The organism is Salinicola sp. CPA57, assembly GCF_003206035.1.
GTDB classification, from domain to species: domain Bacteria; phylum Pseudomonadota; class Gammaproteobacteria; order Pseudomonadales; family Halomonadaceae; genus Salinicola; species Salinicola socius.
Window position 1 is genome coordinate 85610 of record NZ_PZJR01000017.1, and the last position, 22644, is coordinate 108253.

Annotated in this window: 16 protein-coding genes and 1 pseudogene; 7 read left to right on the forward strand and 10 right to left on the reverse strand. The window is 59.2% G+C overall.

Annotation, left to right across the window (positions count from 1 at the left end; all coding sequences use genetic code 11):
* Positions 1-143: 143 nt before the first annotated feature.
* On the reverse strand, positions 144-1997 hold the full coding sequence (gene typA, locus DOM36_RS18000; protein ID WP_075569808.1) for a translational GTPase TypA: 1854 nt from the start codon (positions 1995-1997) through the stop codon (positions 144-146).
* Positions 1998-2275: 278 nt separating this feature from the next.
* On the opposite strand from typA, the gene DOM36_RS18005 reads away from it, so the two are divergent.
* From DOM36_RS18005 to DOM36_RS18020, 4 genes are all read left to right on the forward strand, one after another.
* The gene (locus DOM36_RS18005; protein WP_232823919.1) at positions 2276-2902 is read left to right on the forward strand and encodes a nucleotidyltransferase family protein; all 627 of its coding nucleotides are present in this window, start codon (positions 2276-2278) and stop codon (positions 2900-2902) included.
* Positions 2903-3270: 368 nt separating this feature from the next.
* Positions 3271-4233 carry a sugar phosphate isomerase/epimerase family protein gene (locus tag DOM36_RS18010; protein ID WP_110643927.1) on the forward strand — a complete coding sequence of 321 codons (963 nt, stop codon included), beginning with the start codon at positions 3271-3273 and terminating at the stop codon, positions 4231-4233.
* A gap of 554 nt (positions 4234-4787) precedes the next feature.
* On the forward strand, positions 4788-6512 hold the full coding sequence (locus DOM36_RS18015) for a hypothetical protein (protein WP_232823920.1): 1725 nt from the start codon (positions 4788-4790) through the stop codon (positions 6510-6512).
* Between the two features lie 117 nt (positions 6513-6629).
* Complete coding sequence (locus DOM36_RS18020) at positions 6630-7643, forward strand: Gfo/Idh/MocA family oxidoreductase (protein WP_110643928.1); 1014 nt, start codon at positions 6630-6632, stop codon at positions 7641-7643.
* Between the two features lie 239 nt (positions 7644-7882).
* Here the strand turns inward: DOM36_RS18020 and DOM36_RS18025 are convergent, their stop codons facing one another.
* From DOM36_RS18025 to iolC, 4 genes are all read right to left on the reverse strand, one after another.
* Positions 7883-9385, reverse strand: a complete 1503-nt coding sequence (locus DOM36_RS18025; RefSeq protein WP_110643929.1) for a CoA-acylating methylmalonate-semialdehyde dehydrogenase — start codon at positions 9383-9385, stop codon at positions 7883-7885.
* A 72-nt stretch (positions 9386-9457) separates the two neighbouring features.
* Complete coding sequence (iolE, locus tag DOM36_RS18030; protein WP_110643930.1) at positions 9458-10357, reverse strand: myo-inosose-2 dehydratase; 900 nt, start codon at positions 10355-10357, stop codon at positions 9458-9460.
* A gap of 67 nt (positions 10358-10424) precedes the next feature.
* Positions 10425-12275 (reverse strand): 3D-(3,5/4)-trihydroxycyclohexane-1,2-dione acylhydrolase (decyclizing), encoded by a 1851-nt coding sequence (gene iolD, locus DOM36_RS18035; protein ID WP_110643931.1) that lies wholly within the window; start codon positions 12273-12275, stop codon positions 10425-10427.
* On the reverse strand, positions 12272-14212 hold the full coding sequence (gene iolC, locus DOM36_RS18040) for a 5-dehydro-2-deoxygluconokinase (protein WP_110643932.1): 1941 nt from the start codon (positions 14210-14212) through the stop codon (positions 12272-12274). Before iolC ends, iolD begins: the two co-directional genes overlap by 4 nt.
* Before the next feature lie 365 nt (positions 14213-14577).
* Here iolC and DOM36_RS18045 point away from each other — a divergent pair, with 365 nt between their 5' ends.
* Positions 14578-15423, forward strand: a complete 846-nt coding sequence (locus tag DOM36_RS18045) for a MurR/RpiR family transcriptional regulator (RefSeq protein ID WP_110643933.1) — start codon at positions 14578-14580, stop codon at positions 15421-15423.
* 215 nt (positions 15424-15638) lie between these two features.
* Here the strand turns inward: DOM36_RS18045 and DOM36_RS18050 are convergent, their stop codons facing one another.
* The 3 genes from DOM36_RS18050 to DOM36_RS18060 all read right to left on the reverse strand — a co-directional run bounded on the left by DOM36_RS18050 (position 15639) and on the right by DOM36_RS18060 (position 18723).
* Complete coding sequence (locus DOM36_RS18050; protein WP_110643934.1) at positions 15639-16607, reverse strand: sugar ABC transporter substrate-binding protein; 969 nt, start codon at positions 16605-16607, stop codon at positions 15639-15641.
* Positions 16608-16711: 104 nt separating this feature from the next.
* A complete protein-coding gene (locus DOM36_RS18055) occupies positions 16712-17596 on the reverse strand; it encodes an ATP-binding cassette domain-containing protein (protein WP_110643935.1) in 885 nt (294 codons plus the stop codon).
* Positions 17596-18723, reverse strand: a complete 1128-nt coding sequence (locus DOM36_RS18060) for an ABC transporter permease (protein ID WP_110643936.1) — start codon at positions 18721-18723, stop codon at positions 17596-17598. The genes DOM36_RS18055 and DOM36_RS18060 overlap by 1 nt, the downstream gene beginning before the upstream one ends.
* 505 nt (positions 18724-19228) lie before the next feature.
* On the opposite strand from DOM36_RS18060, the gene iolG reads away from it, so the two are divergent.
* Positions 19229-20224, forward strand: coding sequence for an inositol 2-dehydrogenase (gene iolG / locus DOM36_RS18065; protein WP_110643937.1), 996 nt, complete (start codon positions 19229-19231; stop codon positions 20222-20224).
* A 67-nt stretch (positions 20225-20291) separates the two neighbouring features.
* Positions 20292-21095: a 5-deoxy-glucuronate isomerase gene (gene iolB / locus DOM36_RS18070; protein WP_110643938.1), complete on the forward strand. Its 804-nt coding sequence runs from the start codon at positions 20292-20294 to the stop codon at positions 21093-21095.
* Positions 21096-21371: 276 nt separating this feature from the next.
* Here the strand turns inward: iolB and DOM36_RS18075 are convergent.
* Together DOM36_RS18075 and DOM36_RS18080 are read right to left on the reverse strand one after the other, a co-directional pair.
* Positions 21372-21461, reverse strand: a pseudogene (locus tag DOM36_RS18075) (IS5/IS1182 family transposase); the annotation flags it as partial.
* A 165-nt stretch (positions 21462-21626) separates the two neighbouring features.
* A complete protein-coding gene (locus tag DOM36_RS18080; RefSeq protein ID WP_110643939.1) occupies positions 21627-22616 on the reverse strand; it encodes a polysaccharide deacetylase family protein in 990 nt (329 codons plus the stop codon).
* Positions 22617-22644: the final 28 nt, after the last annotated feature.

Consider the following 22644-nt stretch of genomic DNA (forward strand, 5'->3'; position numbering starts at 1 on the left):
CGCTTGGGCGTCATGTACTGATGATGTTGCCGATTGTACAGCGGTGGTACGCCATGAGTAGTTTTTCTTAATCAACGTTTGAGAGTCCCAAACGACGACACCCGCCGGGAGGCGGGTGTCGTGGATCTTGCAGCGGCGCGTGATCAGCCTTTCTTGCCGGCTCGCTTGCGCTCGTTTTCGGTCAGGTGCTTCTTGCGCAGGCGGATGAATCCGGGCGTCACTTCCACCAGTTCATCGGAATCCAGGAATTCGATCGCCTGTTCGAGCGTGAACTTGATCGGTGGCGTCAGCACGATGTTTTCATCGTTACCCGTGGAGCGCATGTTATCGAGCTTCTTGCCCTTGGTCGGGTTGACCACCATGTCGTTGGCACGGTTGTTGATGCCGATCAGCATGCCTTCGTAGACTTCGGTGGCGTGATCGATGATCAGCTTGCCGCGCTCCTGCAATGCGTAAAGCGCATAGGCCAGTGCCTTGCCGCCGACCATGGAGACCAGCACCCCGTTGCGACGCTCGATGGAGGCGTCCGGCTTCAGCGGGCCATAATGATCGAAGCGGCTGGTCAGGATGCCGGTGCCGGAAGTCAGCGTCAGGAACTGACCACGGAAGCCGATCAGACCGCGCGCGGGGATGATGAAGTCCAGACGCACACGACCCTTGCCATCCGGGTTCATGTTGGTCATCTCGCCCTTGCGGTAGCCGAGCTCTTCCATCACCGAGCCCTGATGCTGCTCTTCGCAGTCGATGATGACTTCTTCGTATGGCTCCTGCTTGACGCCATCGATCTCGCGGATGATGACCTCGGGGCGGCCCACGGCCAGCTCGAAGCCTTCACGACGCATGGTCTCGATCAGCACCGAGAGGTGCAGCTCGCCACGTCCGGAGACCTTGAACTTCTCCGGCGTATCCGCCTGCTCGACGCGCAGCGCCACGTTGTGGATCAGCTCCTGGTCGAGACGATCCTTGATGTTGCGGCTGGTGACGTACTTGCCGTCCCTGCCCGCGAACGGGGAATCGTTGACCTGGAAGGTCATCGAGACGGTCGGTTCGTCGACGGAGAGCGGCGGCAACGCTTCGACGACGTTGACGTCGCACAGCGTGTCGGAGATCGCCAGGTTGTCGATACCGGTGATGCAGACGATGTCGCCGGCAGTGGCCTCGTTGGTCTGCACGCGCTCCAGACCCATATGCGTCATCACCTGGCCGATCTTGCCCTTACGGGTCGCGCCTTCCTTGGTGATGATGCTGATCTGCTGGCTCGGCTTGACGCTGCCGCGCTTGATGCGGCCGAGACCGATGACGCCGACGTAGCTGTTGTAGTCCAGCGCCGAAATCTGCATCTGGAACGGGCCGTCGAGTTCGACCTTGGGCGGCTCGACGATGTCGACGATCGACTGGAACATCGGCGTCATGTCTTCGGCCATCGAATCCGGCTCCATGCCGGCGATGCCGTTGAGCGCGGAGCAGTAGATGATCGGAAAGTCGAGCTGCTCGTCGGTGGCGCCGAGGTTGTCGAACAGATCGAAGATCTGGTCGACGACCCAATCCGGACGCGCGCCGGGGCGGTCGACCTTGTTGACCACGACGATCGGCTTGAGACCCTGGGCGAAGGCCTTCTGGGTCACGAAGCGCGTCTGCGGCATCGGGCCGTCTACGGCATCGACCAGCAGCAATACGGAATCCACCATGGACATGACGCGTTCGACTTCGCCACCGAAGTCGGCGTGTCCCGGGGTATCGACGATATTGATGTGGTAGTTGCGGCCTTTGCCGTCATCCCAGCGGATCGCGGTGTTCTTGGCCAGGATCGTGATGCCGCGTTCTTTCTCCTGATCATTGGAATCCATGATCCGGTCTTGGCCTTCGGCCTTGCGATCCAGCGTGCCGGACTGGCTCAGGAGCTTGTCGACCAGTGTCGTCTTGCCATGGTCGACGTGGGCGATAATGGCAATGTTCCTAATGCTCTCGATCCGAGCGTTAGAGGCGTTGTCACTCATGGGGCGGTTTCCATCGTAAAATGTGTGCGCCCATGTCTAAGTCGATGATCCACGCTCTAGCGCTGGATCGACGAGTCCCCTGGGCACTGAGTAGGAGGGTCGGGCGCGCATTGTACAGCCTAGCGCGCGACACTGGCTACTTTAGTCTACGGGCAGGGGGCAAGATCCATTGGGGGGTGACGAGAGCCCATCGGCCGCAGGTCAAAACGCTGTCGGTGCATGGGCTATCGGCGCAGTGCGGCCGCATCGCACAGGAGATGCCGTGACGGAGCCGATACTTGAGAACGCAGATAGAGAATGGCGAAAAACGGAAGGAGGGCATTGAAGGGCCGATGGACGACCTCGAGAGAGTGCGCGAGTGGGTGCGAGCCGACGCCTGGCGGATGAGCGCACTACGCCAGGCGCGCGCGTTGCGTCTGCCCGAGTGGTGGCTGGCCGCCGGATTCGTGCGCAACCTGGTGTGGGATCGGCTGCACGGCTATTCGGTGGCGTCGCCGCTGAACGATATCGATCTCGTCTACTTCGACCCTGCCGGCAGCAGCGAGTCTATCGATCGCGAGCGCGCGAGCCGGCTCAGGGATGCCTCTTCTCTGCCCTGGTCGGTCAAGAATCAGGCCCGAATGCATGAGCGCCATGGTCATCTTCCCTATGTCTCCATAGAAGAAGCGTTGAGTGTGTGGGTCGAGTGTGAAACGGCGGTGGGGGTGACGCTGGATGATGACGACTGTCTTCACCTGATCGCGCCATTGGGTTTGTCGTCGCTGCTGGCCGGACGCGTCACCCACAACCCGCGCCATGGCGACCCCGAGGTATTCCGGCGGCGCGTGGTTGCCAAGGGCTGGCGACGACAGTGGCCGCAGCTCGAGATCCAGGGTTTCGGGAAAGCGCGAAACGGCTGCTACTAGGCGATCAACAAGCCTGGCAAGAAATTGCCACATCAATATGGAATGAATATTCCGTGATACCAAAGTATAGAACGAATGGGTTGTGAAGAGGCGTTTATAAAATATATATTCTGTTGGTGCCTGCGTTGGCGAATCAACAGCGTCGGCGCCGGACACGATGGGTCACGAGAAAATCATGTCCATGTTTATCTTTTACAGCAAGATTGACGGAAACAGCACTGCCAGTCGGCAACATCGGGCCTGTACCGCGTGAGGCCCCAGACGGATAAATGAACTAATCGAAATGGATTAACGCTCACTTACTTTTCGGCCCTGTCCTGTTTTCAATGGGAAATGGCCCTATTTTATCGGTTATGCCGGAGGTCCTCATGAAGATAGGTATTGTCACCGACAGCCTCGCCAATCTCTCCGTGGATGAGCTGTTTGGCCTGTGTGCTCGGCAGGGCATTGAAGAAGTGGAATTCGCAATCGGCAACTGGTCGAATTCGCCTCATATCGATGCCAGTGCGCTGCTGGACAGTCAGCAACAGCGTCGTGAGCTCCAGGCTCGACTCGACGATCACGGATTACGTATCTCGGCGTTCAATGCCAACGGCAATCAGCTTCATCCCACTGATGGCAAACGTCAGGACGAAGTAGTGCGCCAGGCCATCCGGCTGGCAGAGCATTTTGGCCTGTCGAAGGTGAATCTGATGTCGGGCCTACCGGCCGGTGCGGCAGGTGATAGTACCCCAAACTGGATCACGAATTCATGGCCGCCCGAAACGCAGCGCACGCTCGATTATCAATGGAATCAAGTGGCCATTCCGTATTGGCAAGAGCTTGTAAAATATGCCAACGAACACGGCGTCCAACAGATCTGCATCGAGCCCCATGGCAATCAGCTGGTATACAACATGCCAACCTTTCTGCGCCTGCACGACGCCGTTGGCGATACCGTTGGTCTGAATTTCGATCCCAGCCACCAGTTCTGGATGGGTGGAGACCCGCTGGAAGTGGTGAAGCTCCACGCAAGCCATATTTATCATGTTCATGCCAAGGATACCTATCTGCATACTGGCAATCTGGCCATGAATACTTGTCTGGATCATCTTCCCATGGAGCAGTTTCAGGATCGCAGCTGGTCCTATGTGACACTGGGCTACGGTCACGGCGAGAGCTGGTGGCGCGAGTTCTGCTACTGGCTGCAGGCTGGTGGGTATCAGGACGGTGTGCTGAGCATCGAACACGAGGATATCAACCTGTCACGACAGGAAGGCGTGATCCGCTCCGTCGAACTGCTGAGACAATGTATGCCAACGGAAACCCCCGATTATGAGTTGCCGAGTTGAGATCGGCATGGCAAAACCAATGTCGGGAAGTAGAGCCATGATGGCGCGCTCAAGGTAGGCATTGTCGGTGTCGGCGATATCAGTCGTGTGTATATCGGGAATGTAAGGCATTTTCCAGAGATTGTGGAAGTTGCCGCATGTGCTGGCTTTGAGCGACCACCCCCATGCCTGAAGGCAGGGACGACAGCGTTTTTGCCCATTTCTGACGATCAGAGCCTCTGATGGATACCCGACAGGGCGCCTGATCAGCAACATCAGTCGACAAGGACACGAACGTAAAAAGGATACTGNNCAGTATCCTTTTTACATGCTGGCAGCATGTCAGCGCCCTTCGATGGTACTTCGATTCGCCCTTTTCTGACGCTCTGCAGCTCCCGTGGCCGTTCATTTTGTGTTCTTCCAGAGACCGAGTGATACCAAAGTATGGAACAAATGAATTGTATTGTATTTGTATGGAATATAAATTCCATAGTGCAGGATGATGACATCGATTCAACTTTTCTTTCCGTGTTCGCCATTTAGCCGACGCGATTTATCATGGGAGACGCTGTGCAATGGCTTCAGCCCCGAATTCCCGGTCCGCTACCCTGACCACACAGGATTTCCAGTCACAACATGCCAGCCGCAGCGACAGTGATGAAGACAGTCGCGAATTTGCCCGCGAACGGGTGCCAACGACCCGTCAGCTGAGCGGGAAGTATTTCCTTGGCGCTTACGCCGGTGAGCATGTGGCCGGTACCGAGTTTGTCATTGGCGCTTCTCTGGTCGCCCTTGGCGTCAACGCCGGCGATCTGCTGTGGGGACTGCTGCTCGGTAACCTGCTGGCCGTGTTGTCCTGGGCATGGGTCTGCAGTCCGGTCGCCACGCGCTCACGCATGACGCTCTACTGGTATCTTGAACGTCTGGCCGGCAAGCGGCTTTCCCGCTGCTATAACCTCATCAATGGCATTATCTTCGCCGTCACGGCAGGCGCGATGATGACCGTCTCGGCATCGGCATTTCGCGTTGTCACCAACATTGAACCGCAGACCACCTGGTATCCGCAGAGCATGAGCTTTGTCGCGCTGGTACTGTTTGTGGGAGCCATTACGGTCTGGATGACCCTCAAGGGCTTCAAGCTGATTGCCAATTTTTCCACCGTCTGCTCGCCGTGGATGGCAATCATGTTTCTTGTCAGTGGCATCATCTCCATAGCCACCCTGATGCAGATCGGTGCACTCGACGGGGTCACGAGCCTGTCAGGCGTGATCGACACCTTCGTGTGGACCGGCTCGACACCGGAGGGAGATCCCGGCATCTCGATGTGGGTGGTGGCCGCATGGGCGTGGGGGTGCAATCTGCCGATGCATCTGGGCATGAGCGACATGAGTATCCTGCGGTTTGCGCGCAAGTCGACGTATGGCTATTTCTCCGCTGCAGGCATGTTTATCGGTCATTACATGGCTTGGGTCTGCGCGGGTTTGATGGGCGCCACGGCGGCACTTCTGGCCCAAACTCAGGTCGTGGATCTTGATTCGGGAGAAGTCGCCTTTCGCATTCTGGGATACATGGGGCTGGCTGCCGTCGTGATAGCCGGCTGGACGACCTCGATTCCCAGTCTCTATCGCGCGGGCCTGGCGCTGCAATCGGTGTTCCCGCGTTACTCCTGGAGTCGTGTCACGCTGATTACCGGTATTCTGACCGCGCTGGTGGCCTGTTTCCCGTTCGTGTTCACCCAATGGCTGAATGTGCTGTCCTATTTCAGCATCCTGATCGCGCCGATCGGGGCCATCATCGCGGCCGAGCACTTTTTGCTGCCGCGCCTTGGCATGCGCCCGTTCTGGCGTGAACAGGTCGGTCAGAGAAACAATCTCCCGGCTCTTGGCGCCTGGGTGATCGGTATTGGCATCGCTGTTCTTCTGGGGGGTTCCGGCCTGTTGCACCTGTTTACGCTTTTCCTGCCGACCTGGTTTGCTGCACTGCTGGCCTACCCGGCCCTTTGCCGCTTTTACGGCGTGGCCCGCGAGAAGAACATCGATTTTTATTCCAGCGCCTACGGCGCGCCCATGGATCAGGCTTCACCGGTGAACTCGGCTCCCCGAAAACATCTTCGCAATCCCTGGTACCTGCTGGCGCTCGGCTGTCTTGTAGCAATTCTGGTCGCCGCGGGATGGGCTTGGAGTACACGCGATACCACGGCCCATCTGGATACCTTTCATTCGCTGATCGTGCTGCCCACGCTGATCTACTTTGTGGCTGCCCTTTTATGGATGCGTACCCGGCGTGGTCGATCAGCATGACATAGACGGGTCGTTCATGATGCTCCGGTGCAGACCCTTGCCTGTGACAGGCGGGCTGCCCGGGGCCTGCACGACCGATCAGACAGACCCTTTCGTTGACTGACAAGGAGTACGGACATGGTGGTACGCATTGGTGTGATCGGTACCGGCGCCATCGGGCGCGAACACATTCGTCGCATCAGCGAGCGTCTCAAGGGGGCAAGGGTCGTTGCCGTCAACGATGTCGATCGCCAACAGGCACAGGCCGTGGTTGAAACGCTGGGGCTGGAAGCAAGGATCCATGACGATGGCAACGCGCTTATCGCCTCATCCGAGGTTGATGCAGTCATTGTCAGTTCGTGGGGACCAACCCATGAGGCGTTCGTGCTGGCGGCCATTGCCGCCGGAAAGCCGGTATTTTGCGAAAAGCCGCTGGCCGTTACGGCGCAGGGTTGCCGACAGATCGTGGACGCCGAAATGGCGGCCGGTCGCAAGCTGGTTCAGGTAGGTTTCATGCGCCGCTTCGATTTCGCCTACCGCCAGCTCAAGCAGGTGCTGGACAGCGGTGATCTTGGTGAAGCACTGATTCTCAACTGTGCCCACCGCAATCCGGAGGCACCCGGTTTCAGCGGTGACATGGCACTGACCGATTCCTGTGTTCACGAGTTTGACGTACTGCGCTGGCTGCTGGATAACGACGACTATGTCAGCGCTCAGGTCATCACACCGCGCAGGACGCGGCTGAGCGAGGCCGAGCTTCAGGATCCTCACGTGATCCTGCTGAGAACGCGAAATGGGGTTCATATCTCGATCGAAAGTTTCGTCAACTGCCGCTATGGCTACGACATTCAGTGTCAGGTGGTCTGTGAGATGGGCACTGCCAGTCTGCCGGAACCTGCCAGTGTCCCGGTGCGACATGAGGCCAGACTGTCCCGTGAGGTTTTGACCAACTGGAAGGACCGTTTCCTGACCGCCTTTGACGTTGAATTTCAGGAATGGATCGATGCCACGGCGGCAGGCGAAATGCATGGTCCCAGCGCCTGGGATGGGTATGTGGTCGCCGTGACCAGTGATGCCTGTGTCAAGGCCAAACACTCCGGCCGCATCGAGCCAATCGAACTTCCCGAGCGTCCTGCGTTTTATCGTTCCTGACGTTTGAAGTTTTGTTGATCAAAAGGCCGGCTAAGTGAACCGTCCAACGTTGTGGGGTCAGTTCATCCCGTGATCGCTGGCCTTTTGCTGTCAGCACCAGCAGAAAAACGCAAGTGCGGTGCAAGTAGGTACAAGGCAACAAAAAGCCGAGGATCATCCATCTGGTGATCCTCGGCGTTGAAACAGCACAACAGCAGCAAACCGGCAGCACCGTGATCCAGGCCGCCGGCAGGTGAGGCTCAATGGGTCGGCATGGTGAAGCTATTGGTCTCTTCACGGATACCGTCGGGCCAGCGCTGGGTGATGGTCTTCATGCGGGTATAGAAACGAACGCCGTCGTTGCCATGCATGTGCAGCGGGCCAAACAGCGAGCGCTTCCAACCGCCAAAGCTGTGAAAGGCCATCGGCACCGGAATCGGCACGTTGACGCCGACCATGCCCACCTGAATCTGCTCGCAGAACTGGCGCGCAGCGTCACCATCCCGGGTGAAGATGGCCGTGCCGTTGCCGAATTCATGGGCGTTGATCATGGCCACGGCGTCATCGAAGCTTTCGGCGCGGCTGATGGCCAGCACCGGTCCGAATATCTCCTCGGCATGGATGCGCATGCCGGGTTTGACGTGGTCAAAGAGGGTGCCACCGATGAAATACCCCTGACCGGTGCCTTCCAGGGCTGCTTCACGGCCGTCCACGACCAGCTCGGCCCCTTCCTCGGCGCCCACGGCAATGTAGTCGCGCACCTTTGCCAGATGTTCACGAGTAATCAGCGGGCCCATGTCGTTTTCCTGACCGTCGACCAGCCCCGGGCCGACGCGCAGGGTTTCAAGCTTCTCGACCAGCTTGTCGCGCAGGCGATCGGCGGTCTCTTCACCCACCGGGACGGCGACCGAAATGGCCATGCAGCGCTCGCCGGCGCTGCCATAGGCGGCACCCATCAGGGCATCGACGGCCTGATCCAGGTCGGCATCCGGCATGATCACCATGTGGTTCTTGGCGCCGCCCAGCGCCTGAACGCGCTTGCCATGCTTTGAGGCGGTCGCGTAGATGTACTCGGCAACCGGGGTGGAGCCGACGAAACTGACGGCCTGGACGCGCTCGTCAGTGAGCAGCACATCCACGGACTCCTTGTCCCCGTTGACGACGTTGAAGACGCCTTCCGGCAGGCCGGCCTCGGTCAGGAGCTCGGCCAGACGCAGCGGGGTTGAGGGGTCCTTTTCGGAAGGCTTCATGATGAAGGTGTTGCCGCAGGCCAGCGCGATCGGGAACATCCACATCGGCACCATGGCCGGGAAATTGAACGGCGAAATACCGGCGCAGACCCCCACCGGCTGCATCAGCGAGTAGCTGTCGACGCCGGTGCCAACGTTCATCGAATGCTCGCCCTTTTGCAGATGCGGAATACCACAGGCGAATTCGACCACTTCCAGGCCGCGCGTCAGCTCGCCCTTGGCATCGGAGAGCACCTTGCCATGTTCGCTGGCGATCAGGCGTGCCAGCTCATCGGCATGCTCCTCGATCAACGCCTTGAAGCGAAACAGGATACGCGCGCGGCGCAGCGGAGTGACCTTCGACCAGTGTGTGAAGGCTTCCTCGGCGATGCCGATCGCTTTGCGGGTCTCATCGGCACTGGCAAGGGCCACCCGAGCGGACTGCTCCCCCGTGGCCGGATTGTAGACGGCGGCAAAGCGGTCGCTGCGGCCTTCTGTCAAAGTACCCTTGATGTAATGCGAGATCGTGTTCATGTGCTTACCTGTCTATCGTGGAGTGAATGGCGACCGATGCACTCGGCAGTGAGTCGGCGGCCACGCAGTGAGCTATTCGGTGATCTGAAACCCTGCCTGTTCGGCCACGGCCTTGAGGCCCTGATAGCCGCGCCGGGCATGGGTCATGGGGTGTGCGATACAGGGATCCTGTTCGGCCTCCACGACCAGCCAGCCTTCATAGCCCTGATCTTTCATGTGGCTCAGCGCGGGGGCAAAGTCGATGTCGCCATCGCCGGTAACGGCGAACAGCCCATCGAGTACGCCATCAAGAAAACTCTTGTCGCGATTGCGAATCTCCTTGAGCACGTCAAGGCGCACATCCTTGCAGTGGATATGATGGATGCGCGGACCATAGCGCCGGACGATGGCCAGCGGATCACCTCTGGCCACCACCAGATGGCCGAAATCCAGCAGCAGACCCACGGCGTCACTGGTGTTGTCCATTAACTGCTCGATATCGGCCTGGCTCTCGATCACGGTGCCCAGGTGATGGTGATAGACCAGTTGGATACCGTGCTCGCGCAGGTGAGCGCCTACCTGGTTCAGGCCATCGATCAGGCGTGGCCAGTCCGCTTTTTGAAGATGCGGGCGCTGCGAGACCGGGCGCATCTGGTCACCGTGGACGCAGCGGCTGACCTCACAGAACACCATGACCCGTGCACCGCACTGCTTCAAAAGCTGCAGGTGAGATTCGACGGCCGCCAGCTCTTCCTCGACGCTGCGCTCCAGCAGCCGGGAGGAGTACCAACCCGAGACAAGCGCCAGGTCGTGATCGTTGAGCACCTGATTGAGCGCCTGCGGTGTGCGGGGGAACTTCTGGCCCAGCTCAAAACCGGCAAAACCGGCTTCCCGGCCTTCGGCCAGACAGGTTTCGAGGGGCGTATCGCTACCCAGACTGGGAAGATCATCATTGGTCCAGGTCAATGGGTTGATGCCAAGACGTACCGTCATGTAGATGCTCCTGAAATATCCTTGCCCCGGAAGCGGTATTGGCTGGCGTTTCCGGCCCGATCGAGAATCAGAGGTTTTGCCACTGACGGGACTTCTGCTCGTCATAGCGTTGACGCGCCTCTTCCACCGCGGGACGCGTCGACACTTCAGCCACCGCAACATCCCACCAGGCGCCCCCTTCTCCGCTATCGACCAGTCCGTCGGTGTCGATGGTGATGATATAGCTGGTGTCCGAGGCTCTGGCGCGCGTCAGTGCAGCGTCAAGCTCGGCAATGTTGCCTGCCTTCTCCGAGCGCGCGCCGAGTGCGGCGGCGTGGGCGGCAAAATCGATGTCTGGCGCGCCACCCTCGGCGCTCAGGCAGTCATCGAGTCTGTTATTGAAGCCCGGCCCCCCGCATGCCTGCTGGAGGCGATGAATGCAGCCAAAACCGCGGTTGTCGAGAACGACCGCGATGATCTTCTGGCCCAGCATGACCGAGGTGGCGATCTCCGAGTTGAGCATCAGATAGGAGCCATCCCCCACCATGACGAAGACTTCGGCGTCGGGACTGGCCATCTTCGTCCCCAGACCGCCGGCCAGCTCGTAGCCCATGCAGGAATAGCCGTACTCGACGTGATAGCCGCGTGCGTGGCGGGTGCGCCACAGCTTGTGCAGCTCGCCGGGCAGCCCGCCTGCGGCGCTGACCACGATGTCGCGCTCACCGGCGGCTCGGTTGACCGCACCGATGACTTCGGCATCGGTCGGCAGAGAAGTGCCGCGATCGGTCGTTGCCACCTCGACGCTGTGATGCCACTGGCGACGCAGCTCTTCGGCGCGGTCAATCCAGGCGCCATCGGGTTGCCAGCCGCTCAATGCGCCTTCAAGTTCTGAAAGCGTCAGCAGGGCATCCCCCACCAGTGGCTGACCGCGGTGCTTGATGGCATCAAACGGCGCCACATTCAGGCAAAGAAGCTGTGCTTCGGGGTTGATCAGGGCGCGCGAGCCGGAGGTGAAATCGCCAAGGCGCGTTCCCACGGCGATGATCAGATCCGCCTCGGCGGCCAGCGTATTGGTCGAGGTGGCGCCCGTAACGCCAATGGCGCCCATGTTTCGGGCATGATCCCAGGGAAGTGCCCCCTTGCCGGCCTGGGTTTCACCAACCGGTAGTTGAAAGCGGGAGACCAGGGTTTCCAGCGCCTCACGTGCCTGGGCGTAATGCACGCCACCACCGGCCACGACCAGCGGTCGACGGGCCGTTCTGATCAGACTGACGGCCCGGGCCAGTTCATCCCGGTCGGCCGCCTGACGTCGCGGATAGTGGATCTTTTCGTCAAAGAAATGCTCCGGGTAGTCAAAGGCCATGGTCTGCACATCCTGAGGCATGGCCAGCGTGACCGGACCGCACTCCACCGGATCGGTCAGCACGCGCATGGCCTGTGGCAGTGCCGCAAGCAGCTGTTCCGGACGGGTAATGCGGTCAAAGAAACGACTGACCGGACGGAAGCAGTCATTGCTGGTAAGCGTTGAATCCTGAAAGCTTTCGAGTTGCTGGAGCACCGGGTCCGGCAGGCGGGTGGCAAAGGTATCGCCCGGCAGGAACAGGACCGGCAGGCGATTGACGTGCGCTACGGCAGCAGCGGTCACCATGTTGGTGGAACCTGGCCCGGCAGAGGCCGTACAGGCCATCATCCGGCGGCGATCCAGCGTTCTGGTATAGGCTATGGCGGCATGGCCCATGGCCTGTTCATTGTGAGCCCGCCAGGTCGGCAGCTGGTCGCGGAACTGATAGAGCGCCTCCCCCAGACCTGCCACATTGCCATGACCGAAGATGGCCCAGCAGCCGGCGAACAAAGAGGTGAGCTCACCGTCGATTTCGACCTTTTGTGCCGTTAGATAGCGGATGACGGCCTGTGCCATGGTCAGACGAACGGTTTTCATGACGATGCTTCCTCTGCAATGAACTGGTTTTCGCGCAGACGCTGCCACTCCTCGATCAGTTCGGCGTAGTTGCCGGCAACCCGGTCTATCAGCTCATGGTCATCGATCTCGCCGGCCAGCCAGTCGCGGCTGGATGCGGCAAACAGCGTGCGACCGACGGTAAAGCCCTTGCACTGATCGTGACGGGCCGCGGCGGCGAAGCCTTTTTTCATGTCGGCCATCGGGGCGTCCAGGCCCAGCAGCACGACGCCGCGGCAGTGCTTGTCCTGGGTATCAATCACGTTGCTGACGGCCTGCCAGGCAGCATCGTTCATGGACGGAAGTTTCCACCAGTCGGGACGAATCCCCAGGTTGTAAAGGCGCCTCAAGGAGCGGGCGAGCACCTGATCATCGTCTCCGTCGCGGGCTGGCGGAATGATTTCGATGAGCAGTTCAAGCTCCATGCGACAGGCGGTTTGATAGAGCTGTTGCAGGTGCGCTTCCTGATCCAGTCGCAGGGCCATGTCGTCATCGGGGTGATAGAACACCAGGCACTTGATGATGTGTTCGCGGGGCCAGTGACGCAGGTAAGAACCCAGATCGTCACCATGCTGAAAGCGCAGCGGACGCGAGCCGGGAAGCTCGACCGGCCGACCGATCCACCACTGACGGCCGGTGGCGTCGTTGAGGGCGTCCTGCCCGAAGACGTCATCGACCAGGATGGCAGGGTGGTCAAGTCCGGCCTGCTGCGCGCCCTGTTCGGCGGCACGAACCAGCAGTTGCTTGAGTCTCGGGAGGCGAGCGGGGTCGGCGCCGACCTCGTTGGACATGTCCGTCAGCTGGCGGCGATGATCGAAGGCCAGGCCGCAGACCTGTGGCCAGACCTTTGGTCTGCGGGTGGTCGCCCGGTGCAGATGATTGAGCTGTTTATCGCGATCGGGGCGCTTGAGCGTTTCACGCCGGCCCAGATAATCAAACAGTTCTTCTTCGGTCGGCATGGCTGGCGCGCACCCGTGACGTGATACGACGAGTGCGCCACAGGCGTTGGCATAGGTGGCGCTGGTGCGCCAGTCCTCACCTCTGAGCCAGCCGCGCAGCAGCCCGCTCATGAAAGCGTCGCCGGCGCCCAGCAGATTGAGCACCTCGACCTGTACGCCTTCGACCAGAATGCCATCTTCGATTCGAGCGGGAATGTCGCCTTCAAATATCACACAGCCCAGCGCTCCCAGCTTGCAGACCAGCGTGGCACTGGTTCTGTCGCGTACGGCGCGCAGGGCGGTGAGGGTGTCCGTGTATCCGCCGGCAATGTGGAACTCTTCTTCGGTCCCCACGATCAGGTCAAACTCACCGAGCCACTGCTGCAGGTGGCGAGTAACGTCTTCATCGGCCACGAAACGGGTTTCACCATCGCCCGGTTCGGTCAGTCCCCAGAGTACCGGGCGGTAGTCGATGTCCAGTGCCCGCTTGACGCCGTGATGGCGGGCGGCATCCAGCGCCTTGCGACAGGCCCGCTGGGTGGTCTCGGTGGAGAGATGTGTGCCCGTAATGACCAGCGCATTGGCCCGGGCGATAAATTCGGGGTCGATGGCATCGACGTCGATGGCCATGTCGGCGCAGTCGCGGCGATAGAACAGCAGGGGAAAGCTGTCGCGGTTCTTGATGGCCAGAATGGCCAGGCCCGTATGGCGTTCCCGGTCGGTCTGAAGGCCACTGACGTCGACACCGGTGCCGGCAAGCTCCTCACGCACGAAGTTCCCAAACTGCTCGTTGCCCACGCGCGACAGCATGGCGGAACGCAGGCCCAGCCGGGCGGTGCCGTAGGCCATGTTGCCAGAGCTGCCGCCCAGATACCTGGCAAAGCTTGTCACGTCTTCGAGGCGGCTGCCGATCTGCTGGGCATAAAGGTCGACGGCGACTCTTCCCAGACAGATCAGATCCAGTGAATGGGTATTATTCATGGCGTTTTCCTATTAAGACAGTATCTCGAACATCCATGTCGCGGCTTGTCCTGTTGATACCCAGATGTCTTCGGCGACCCGGGATAGGTGCTGATGATTCGATCATAGTGATTTCGGAATAAAAATTCCAATAGTACGATAGTTGGAATTAAGGTTCTTTTAACGCCATCCTGCCCTAGCATTAACGCGTCATGCAGGGATTTCCGGCTTTCCCTCAACGGCTCGCTAGAGCGCGCAGAGCATGATTGCTAGAATCAATAGCAATCGTTCCGTATTTCCTCTGGAAGGAATATCCGTTTCCCAGGCAGGGGCTTTGCAGATAGCCAGGCATTGCGAAACCGCGATATCGAACAACAAGGCTGACCATGACCCAGACACCGCAGGACTTTGCTGAATTCGAAAAACGCATTACCGAAGAGTACGTTTCCCTGAGCCGACGCCTGCAACAGACCGCACGCTTTTTGCTTGATCACCCTCAGGAGGTGGCCTTTGCGACCGTGGCCAGGCTTGCCGACAATGCCGGTGTGACGCCTTCAACGCTCATTCGCTTTGCCAACAGCTTCGGATTCAAGGGCTTTTCGGAGATGCAGAAGCTGTTTCGCACCCGGCTGGTCGAGGAGTTGCCCAACTATGCCGAGCGGATTCGTGCCGTCCGTACGGCAACTGGCGAGACGCCAGACAGTACCCAGCTTTTATGGGAGTTTGCCGAGGCCAATCGCGATGTGCTCGAGGCATTGCCCAGTCGTATTGACCCGCATGATCTCGAAGAGGCCCTGAACATTCTTGAAAAGGCACAGATCGTTCATGTGCTGGGGGCAAGGCGAAGCTTTGTGGTAGCCAGCTACATCAGCTATGCCCTGCATCACATCGACAAGCGGGCCTTTCTGATGAATGGTCTGGGCGGGATGTACGACGAGCAGATGAAAGCGGTAGGGGCGGACGATGCCCTGATAGTGGTAAGTTTCTCACCCTATGCTCAGGAGAGCCGCGACGCCGCACTTGAGGCCGAAGCGCGCGGTATTCCACTGGTGGTCATCACGGACTCCAACCTGAGTCCGCTGGCACGTCAGGCAGACGTTTGCCTGGTCGTTCATGAAGCGGAAGTGAAAAGCTTTCGAGGCCTTACCGGTTCTTTATGCCTGGCGCAGACGCTGGCCATTGCGCTGGGCGTGCGTCAGGAAAAATCTCGCGAAACCTCTAGCGACATTTGATAGGGCGCGCCAACAGGACCCCGGACGTTTTCCCGCTCTTTTCGAAATACCCGCTGCCCAGTCCACGGCCAACCAAGGCTTATCGATACCGTGTTGATATGCTGACCTGCTCGGACCGGTGACAGGCATCTGCTTCGGTCCGGCGCTGAAATCGGACAATTGCGTGGCCGGCCAATGTGCATGGCCGGCCACGTGACCTGACCACCTGATGGCAATTAACGGTATCCCTTTCGGGTCAGTTCGATGACCTGTTCGGCATTCTGCTGAGTAATGAAATTGGGGCCGGTCTGGATGTCTGTGGTTGGCAGAAGGCCATAGCGTTTATAAAGCGCCAGCGTGACCACCGGTAGGTAGCCCTGCAGGTACTGCTGCTGATCGATGGCAAAGAGAATATCGCCCTCCTTGACCGCCGTCAGCGTGGAAGCCGATAGATCGAAGGTCGCCAGTTTGATCTGGTCCAGAGCATTTTGCTCCTTCAACATGTTGAGCAGCGGATCAGTGGAAAGTGTTCCCAGGCTCATGATGCCATCGGTATCAGGGTGGCTGTTCAGATAGGCGAACACGGCGTTGGTTATTTCGGTAGGGTCCTGAGTAGTGGAGAGCTGGACACTGTTGTCACCAAAGCCATCGTTGAAGCCGCGGCAGCGATCATCAAGCTGGGACTGACCCGGTGCGAAGTTCAGACAGACCGGACGTTTGATACCGGCTTCCTTCATTCGCTCGCCGGCCAGCTTGCCCGAGCGATATTCACTCTGGCCGATATAGGCCAGCGCGCCCAGCTCGTGCGCGGCTTCTTCTCCGGAGTTGATGGCAATCACCGGAATGCCTGAATTGATTGCCTGCTTGATGGGCCTGGCAAAGGCGCTGGCGTCAGGAATGGTCAGGGCGATGCCATCGGGGCGAGCGGCCACGGCCTGCTCGATCATGCGCTGCATCTGGGCGGTGTCGTACTGATCGGGCGACTGATAGCGAATATTGACGTTCATGGCCTCGGCAGCATCCTCGAAGCCATTTTTCAAAACGGCCCCAAATGGGTCGGCCGCGACAATGTGGGTGATGGCAATGATGTTCACCGGTTTTTGCTGATCCTCTGCGCTGGCGGTGCCTGCACCGAAGGTCATGGCACCGAGCATGACGGCGCTGGCGAGAAATCCCGGACAAAGGGTCTTGAGCATTTTTTTCATGATGAGGCCTCACGGTTTGTTATTGCTGTAGAGCTGATGGTTGCTTCCGGGCACCGTTTGGAAGATGCCTGACGGTTCAACGAACGCTTTGATCAACTTCGGGATCAGCGATCGATGACTGTGTGCGCCTGTGCCGAAGGCGATTGCCGGTGAGGCGTTGTCGAACCGGCAGCCTCGTCCATCCGTCCATGGTCCTGATCGCTTCGCTGAAACTCGGCAAGTTCGGCATCAAGGCTTGCCATTTCGGCACCGCCGGCCATCATGTCGAGCACCTGTTCACGGGTAACCTCCGATTTACGAAAGGTGCCCAGACTCGTACCTCGCTTGAGCAGCGTAAAGACATCGCCGACCGGATAGGCATGATGCACGTTGTGCGTGATGAAAATGACGGCCAGACCTTCAGCCCGCGCCCTGGCGACATAGCGCAGTACGACCGAGGCCTGCTTGACCCCCAGTGCCGATGTTGGCTCATCAAGAATCAGCACCTTTGCACCGAAATACACCGCTCTGGCGATTGCCACACACTGACGCTCTCCTCCTGACAATGTGCCCACCGGCTGGCTCGGGTCACGGACATCAATACCGATTCTGGCCATCTCCTGCATGGCCACCTGATCCGCCCATTTCCAGTCGACCCGTTTGAACGGCCAGACTCCCTTTATCGGTTCACGACCCATGAAAAAATTCCGCGTGATCGACATCAATGGAATCATGGCCAGGTCCTGAAACACCGTAGCGATCCCGGCATCAAGGGCTGCGGCAGGATTGCGAAAGCGAACCGGCTTTCCATTGACCAGCATCTCCCCCTCGGTAGTCTTGTAGACGCCGGACAATGTCTTGATCAGAGTCGATTTGCCGGCACCGTTGTCGCCCAGAAGGCACATGACTTCACCGCTGCAGACCTTCATCGAGATATCGCGAAGGGCGACGACACTACCGAAGCGTTTGCCGACATGGCGCATTTCGATCATTGGCGTTTGCGAAGTCATCACCTGGCCTCCAGCGCCTTTTTGCGCACGTAGTTGTTGAACAGGACCGCGATCAGCAGCATCGCGCCAAGAAACACCTGGAACCAGTCGGTATTGGCGCCGGTATAGAAGATGCCCATCTGCACGGTGCCGAAGATCAGCGCGCCGAAGCTGGCACCGATGGCCGAGCCGTATCCGCCGGTCAGCAGAGCGCCACCGATAACGACGGCAATGATGGCTTGAAGCTCCTTGAGCATGCCGCGCATGCTGTCGGCAGAGCCGGTGTCCATGACCTGAAGACAGGCATAGATGGCCGCGCACAACGCGGTGAACATGAACAAAATGATTTTGACCCGCTTGACCGGTACGCCGACGTTACGGGCGGCATTGGGGTCGCCGCCGCAGGCAAAAATCCAGTTGCCAAAGCGGGTTCCCAGCAATATCCAGGTGGCCAGTACCGTCAATCCCAGCCACCAGACAATCGAGACAGGGATGCCATTGACGATCGGATTGCCGGCGAAGTTGGTGCCGATGACTCCGATATCGGCCAGCCATCTGAACAGCCCAGTGCCGACTTCACCGGAGAAAAGAGGCGCCAACCAGTCGTTTTGCATGGTGTCGTGTATGCCACCGATCTGGGTGCGGTCGGTAAACATTCTCGGCAGGCCGATCGCCAGACCGCGCAGAATGAACAAAAATCCCAGGGTGACAATGAAGGAGGGCAATCCGGTACGCATGACCAGCCAGCCATTAAGTGCTCCGACCAGCAGCGCCAGACTGAAACCAAACAGCAGTGCCGACCACAAAGGCCAGCCGTATTCGACGGCAGGGATGGCGATCAGCATACCGACGAACCCGATCATCGAGCCGATCGATAGATCAAACTCCCCTCCGATCATCAGCAGTGCTGCAGCGACAGCAATGATGCCCAGCTGAGCGGCAACCTCAAGAAAATTGATAACGCCTATCGCGCTGAACATGCCTGTACCGCCAGCGGCAAAGGCAAAAAACACCATGACCAAAATGGCGCCGGCAACGGCACCGAACTCGGGGCGGCCGAGAAACTTCTTTAAATGACCAACGCTCTGAACACGCTCATCGACTGGTTGATCAGTTGGAGAAATGGATCTGGCTTTCGTATCACTCATGTGAAACCTCCTCGGACATTGTGTCGCAAGCGCCAGTCGTTCATTCGTTGTTAACGGGCATCCGCGCAGATGGCCCCAGCGGGGCAGAAAAGGGTGACATGCCATTCGAACGGGACGACACGACAGGGCAGGTGAATCAAAGCCAGCGTGCAGGACGGTGACATCATGGGAATTGGCCTCTCGCGATGATGTGGTTGTTACCAAGCCAGCGTGGCGATTGTCAGAAACGACATTCATTGGGTCTGGTCGAAATTTATATTCCGGCTGGTGCAACCTTGCAAATTATTTATTCTATACTTTGGTATAAATGGAATTTTTATTTCATTTTGTTAGGCTTCCGACATCGGGCTCAACCGACCTTTGATGGCCGCCTGGGTATCTAGCAGACATTGTCACGGGTTCCGGTGTGCCCAATGCATATCCGGCCAACATGGTGCGACGCCCGCAGATGAAGCGGGTGACAAGGGCGCACGTGCTGACCGAAACAGAAGATCTCGGAGGTGATATGAGACTGGCATTGATCGGTGCAGGGCGAATCGGGAAGGTGCATGCCGCCACGATTGCCGGACATCCCGACATTACCCTGGCCGGCGTGAGCGATTTTCATCTGCCGTCCGCGCAGGCACTGGCAGAGCTCCATGGCAGCAAGGCGCTGTCGGCCGAATCGATATTTGATGACGACTCGATCGACGCCATCCTGATCGCCTCGAGTACCCCGACCCACGCCGACTATCTTGAACGCGCAGCGCGTGCGGGCAAGGCAGTGCTGTGTGAAAAGCCGATCGCGCTTGATCTGCCAAGAACGCGCGAGGCGCTGACGGTGCTGGCTTCCCATCCGGTAGTGTGCGCCCTGGGATTCAATCGTCGCCATGATCCTCAATTTGCCGCACTCAAGCAGGGCATTGTCGACGGTCGCATCGGTCAGCTTGAAACGCTGGCCATCACCAGTCGTGACCCATCACCCCCGCCGGCAGAGTATGTAGCAGCCTCGGGTGGCCTGTTTCGCGACATGACCATTCATGACTTTGACATGGCGCGATGGTTGCTCGATGAGCCGATCCACTTCGTCCATGCAGAAGGTAGCTGTCTGGTCGACCCGGCCATCGGGGAGGCAGGAGATATCGATACGGCGGTCATCACCCTGACCACGGCCAGCGGCCGACTTTGTCAGATCACCAACTCGCGTCGGGCCGTCTACGGCTACGACCAGCGCATCGAGGCGTTTGGCAGTCTCGGCATGCTCCAGGCACAGAACGAAACCGATACCCGGGTACGGTTTACCGGCGAGGCGGGGCAGGTCGAGGAGAAGCCCCAGCTGTTTTTCCTGGAACGCTACGCTCGGGCCTATCAGCATGAGCTGGACAACTTTTATACCAGCTGGCGTGACGGCACTGCGCCGATGGCAGGCGCAGACGATGGATTGCAGGCGCTGCGACTGGCAGAGGCCGCCGAGCGGTCATTGCGAGAAGGGCGTCGAATCTCGATGAGCGACATCGACTAGACCCCGCGACATTCATAACTGCGGACCCATCGCATCGGTGGGTTCCGAGCCAGCATGGGAGGTCATTATGACATTGCTTCGAATACGCCCCGGGGCGCCCGACCCGCAGGGCCGCATTCTTGAGGTCACACCCGAGTCGGCCGGTTGGGAACACATCGGGTTTCGAGTGCATCGACTGACAAGCGGTCAATGCCTTGAGGATCATACCGGATCGCGTGAGCATTGCCTGGTTGTGCTCAGCGGCCGAGCCAGCGTGTACAGCGGCGCGCAGCGCTGGGAAAACATCGGCCAGCGCATGGACATCTTCGAGCAGATACCGCCTTATGCGCTCTATCTGCCCGACGGTGCGGACTATCGCGTCGAGGCCATCACCGAGCTGGAAATTGCAGTGTGCAGTGCGCCGGGGGCCGGCGGTCATGCTGCCCGTCTGATCACGCCGGATCAGATCAAGCGCACTACCCGGGGAAAGGATAACAACGTGCGCCACGTTCACGATATCCTCCCCGAGACCGAGCCGGCTGACAGTCTGCTGGTCGTGGAGGTTTATACTCCCGCCGGCAACTGGTCGAGTTACCCACCGCACAAGCATGATGTCGATGATTTACCGCGGGAGTCGCAGTTGGAGGAAACCTACTATCATCGCATCAACCCCCCCCAGGGATTCGCCGTGCATCGAGTGTATACGGATGATCGCTCCCTTGATGAGACGATGCTGGTGGAAAACGGTGATTGCGTGATGGTACCGCGGGGCTATCACCCGGTCGGCGCACCCCACGGTTATCAGCTCTATTATCTCAATGTGATGGCGGGCCCCAAAAGGATCTGGAAGTTCCATAACGACCCGGATCACGAGTGGATGCTTGAAAAATAGAACCGACACAGAAGTGATTCCTGGCCAGCTTGCCGAAAAAGCCATGCATTTACAGAACCCGAATGCCAGCAAGGGCCACAGAATATTGACACCTTCCCTATGCGAAGTGGGTTTCTCCAGCATTTCTTGATGCAGAAGAGACCCTTTTTCAACTTGTCTTCGTCCCAAAAAGTTTTGGTCTTGACCCGATACCGATTATAAAGAGGTTGGTCGGTGAATCCTTCGCATCTGCAAAAGCATGCCTGCCTCTATATGTGGCCATGGAAAATCTCCCTGGCTTCTGTCTGAAAAGTTGGCTCTCATACACCGCTCGATGCAGGCCAATGTCACCATGGTCCTGAAGCTGCGGGCCAGCTTGTCATAACGAATATTCCACCGACGCTTTCCTCGTCGCGGACGCCCCATGGTCTATGGTGGAGAATATCCTCGAACATCTGTCAACGCGGGTCTGAAAGCTCGTAACGGCCTGCCATGACTCTCTCCTGTTCAGTGACAGGGACAGCGTAGCAACCCTGGCTTTTCAGACAGAGCCTAAGGGTGCAGGTTGCCCAATAGCCAATCGAACAGCCGGCCGGGACTGTTGGCAATCGGCTGCGTAATCACGAAACGTGGCAGGAGCACGGTATCGACCGGTGGCTCCAGCCAGCCCGCGCGGCGGGTCAACACGCGCTCGATATCCGCACTTGCCGCCAGCTGCATCAAGGCGTCGTCCGGGAACTCGTCGACAGCGGCGGCGATCGGCAACGGGTGGCGGCATAGAACCGAAAGCTGGTGACGACTTTCGCGTAGTCGAGCCAGTGCTCGGGCATCACGAGGTACCGATCGGGGCGGCATCAGGCTGCCGAAGCGAAACAGCCCGCCCTGCTCGAGACGACGGATGCTGAACGCATCCAGCGCTTCGTCGGTGAACGTCGTTTCGGTACCCAGGCCAGCCGCAACAGCGCATAGCGTGGCGGCCGACTCCGACTGATCGAGCTCATCGATGTAGTTCCTGATGGCTTGGCTGTAGCGTTCGTCTCGCTGGCCGGTGACGATCGGAGGCGCCGGCAGGCCAGCCTCGGCGAGCCGCCGATGGGCAGTGTCGGCCGTTTCTTCGCGCCACAGGGATTCGCTCAGCGCTTCGTGCCAAGTGCTCCAGGCCTGCTGGGTGACCGGACAGGGGAGAAAGACATTGGCCGGCAGGGCCAGCCGTTCCAGTATCGGCGAGACCTGCCTGAGGGTATCGCGCCAGCCGCCGTCGAACGTGAGCGCGACTCTCGGCAGTTGATCGTGGTGCAGTTGAAGCACGCTTTCGAGGCTGACGATCTGCGCGCTTTCGCTGAGACTTTCCAGCAGCTGCCGAAAACTGTCCGGGCCCAGGCACCAGTCTGCCCGATGAGGCAGGCGGGCTTCGGCTTCGTCATCCAGCACTCGGCGCAGCGCGAGTATCGCGCTTCGCCCCCACAGCGGTTCACTCAGGCTGAGACGCCAGTGACCGCGTAGGCGCTGTACCACATCCTGTGTGCGATCCAGCCTGGGCATGAGTCATTCCATTACTGAAGTCATTGAG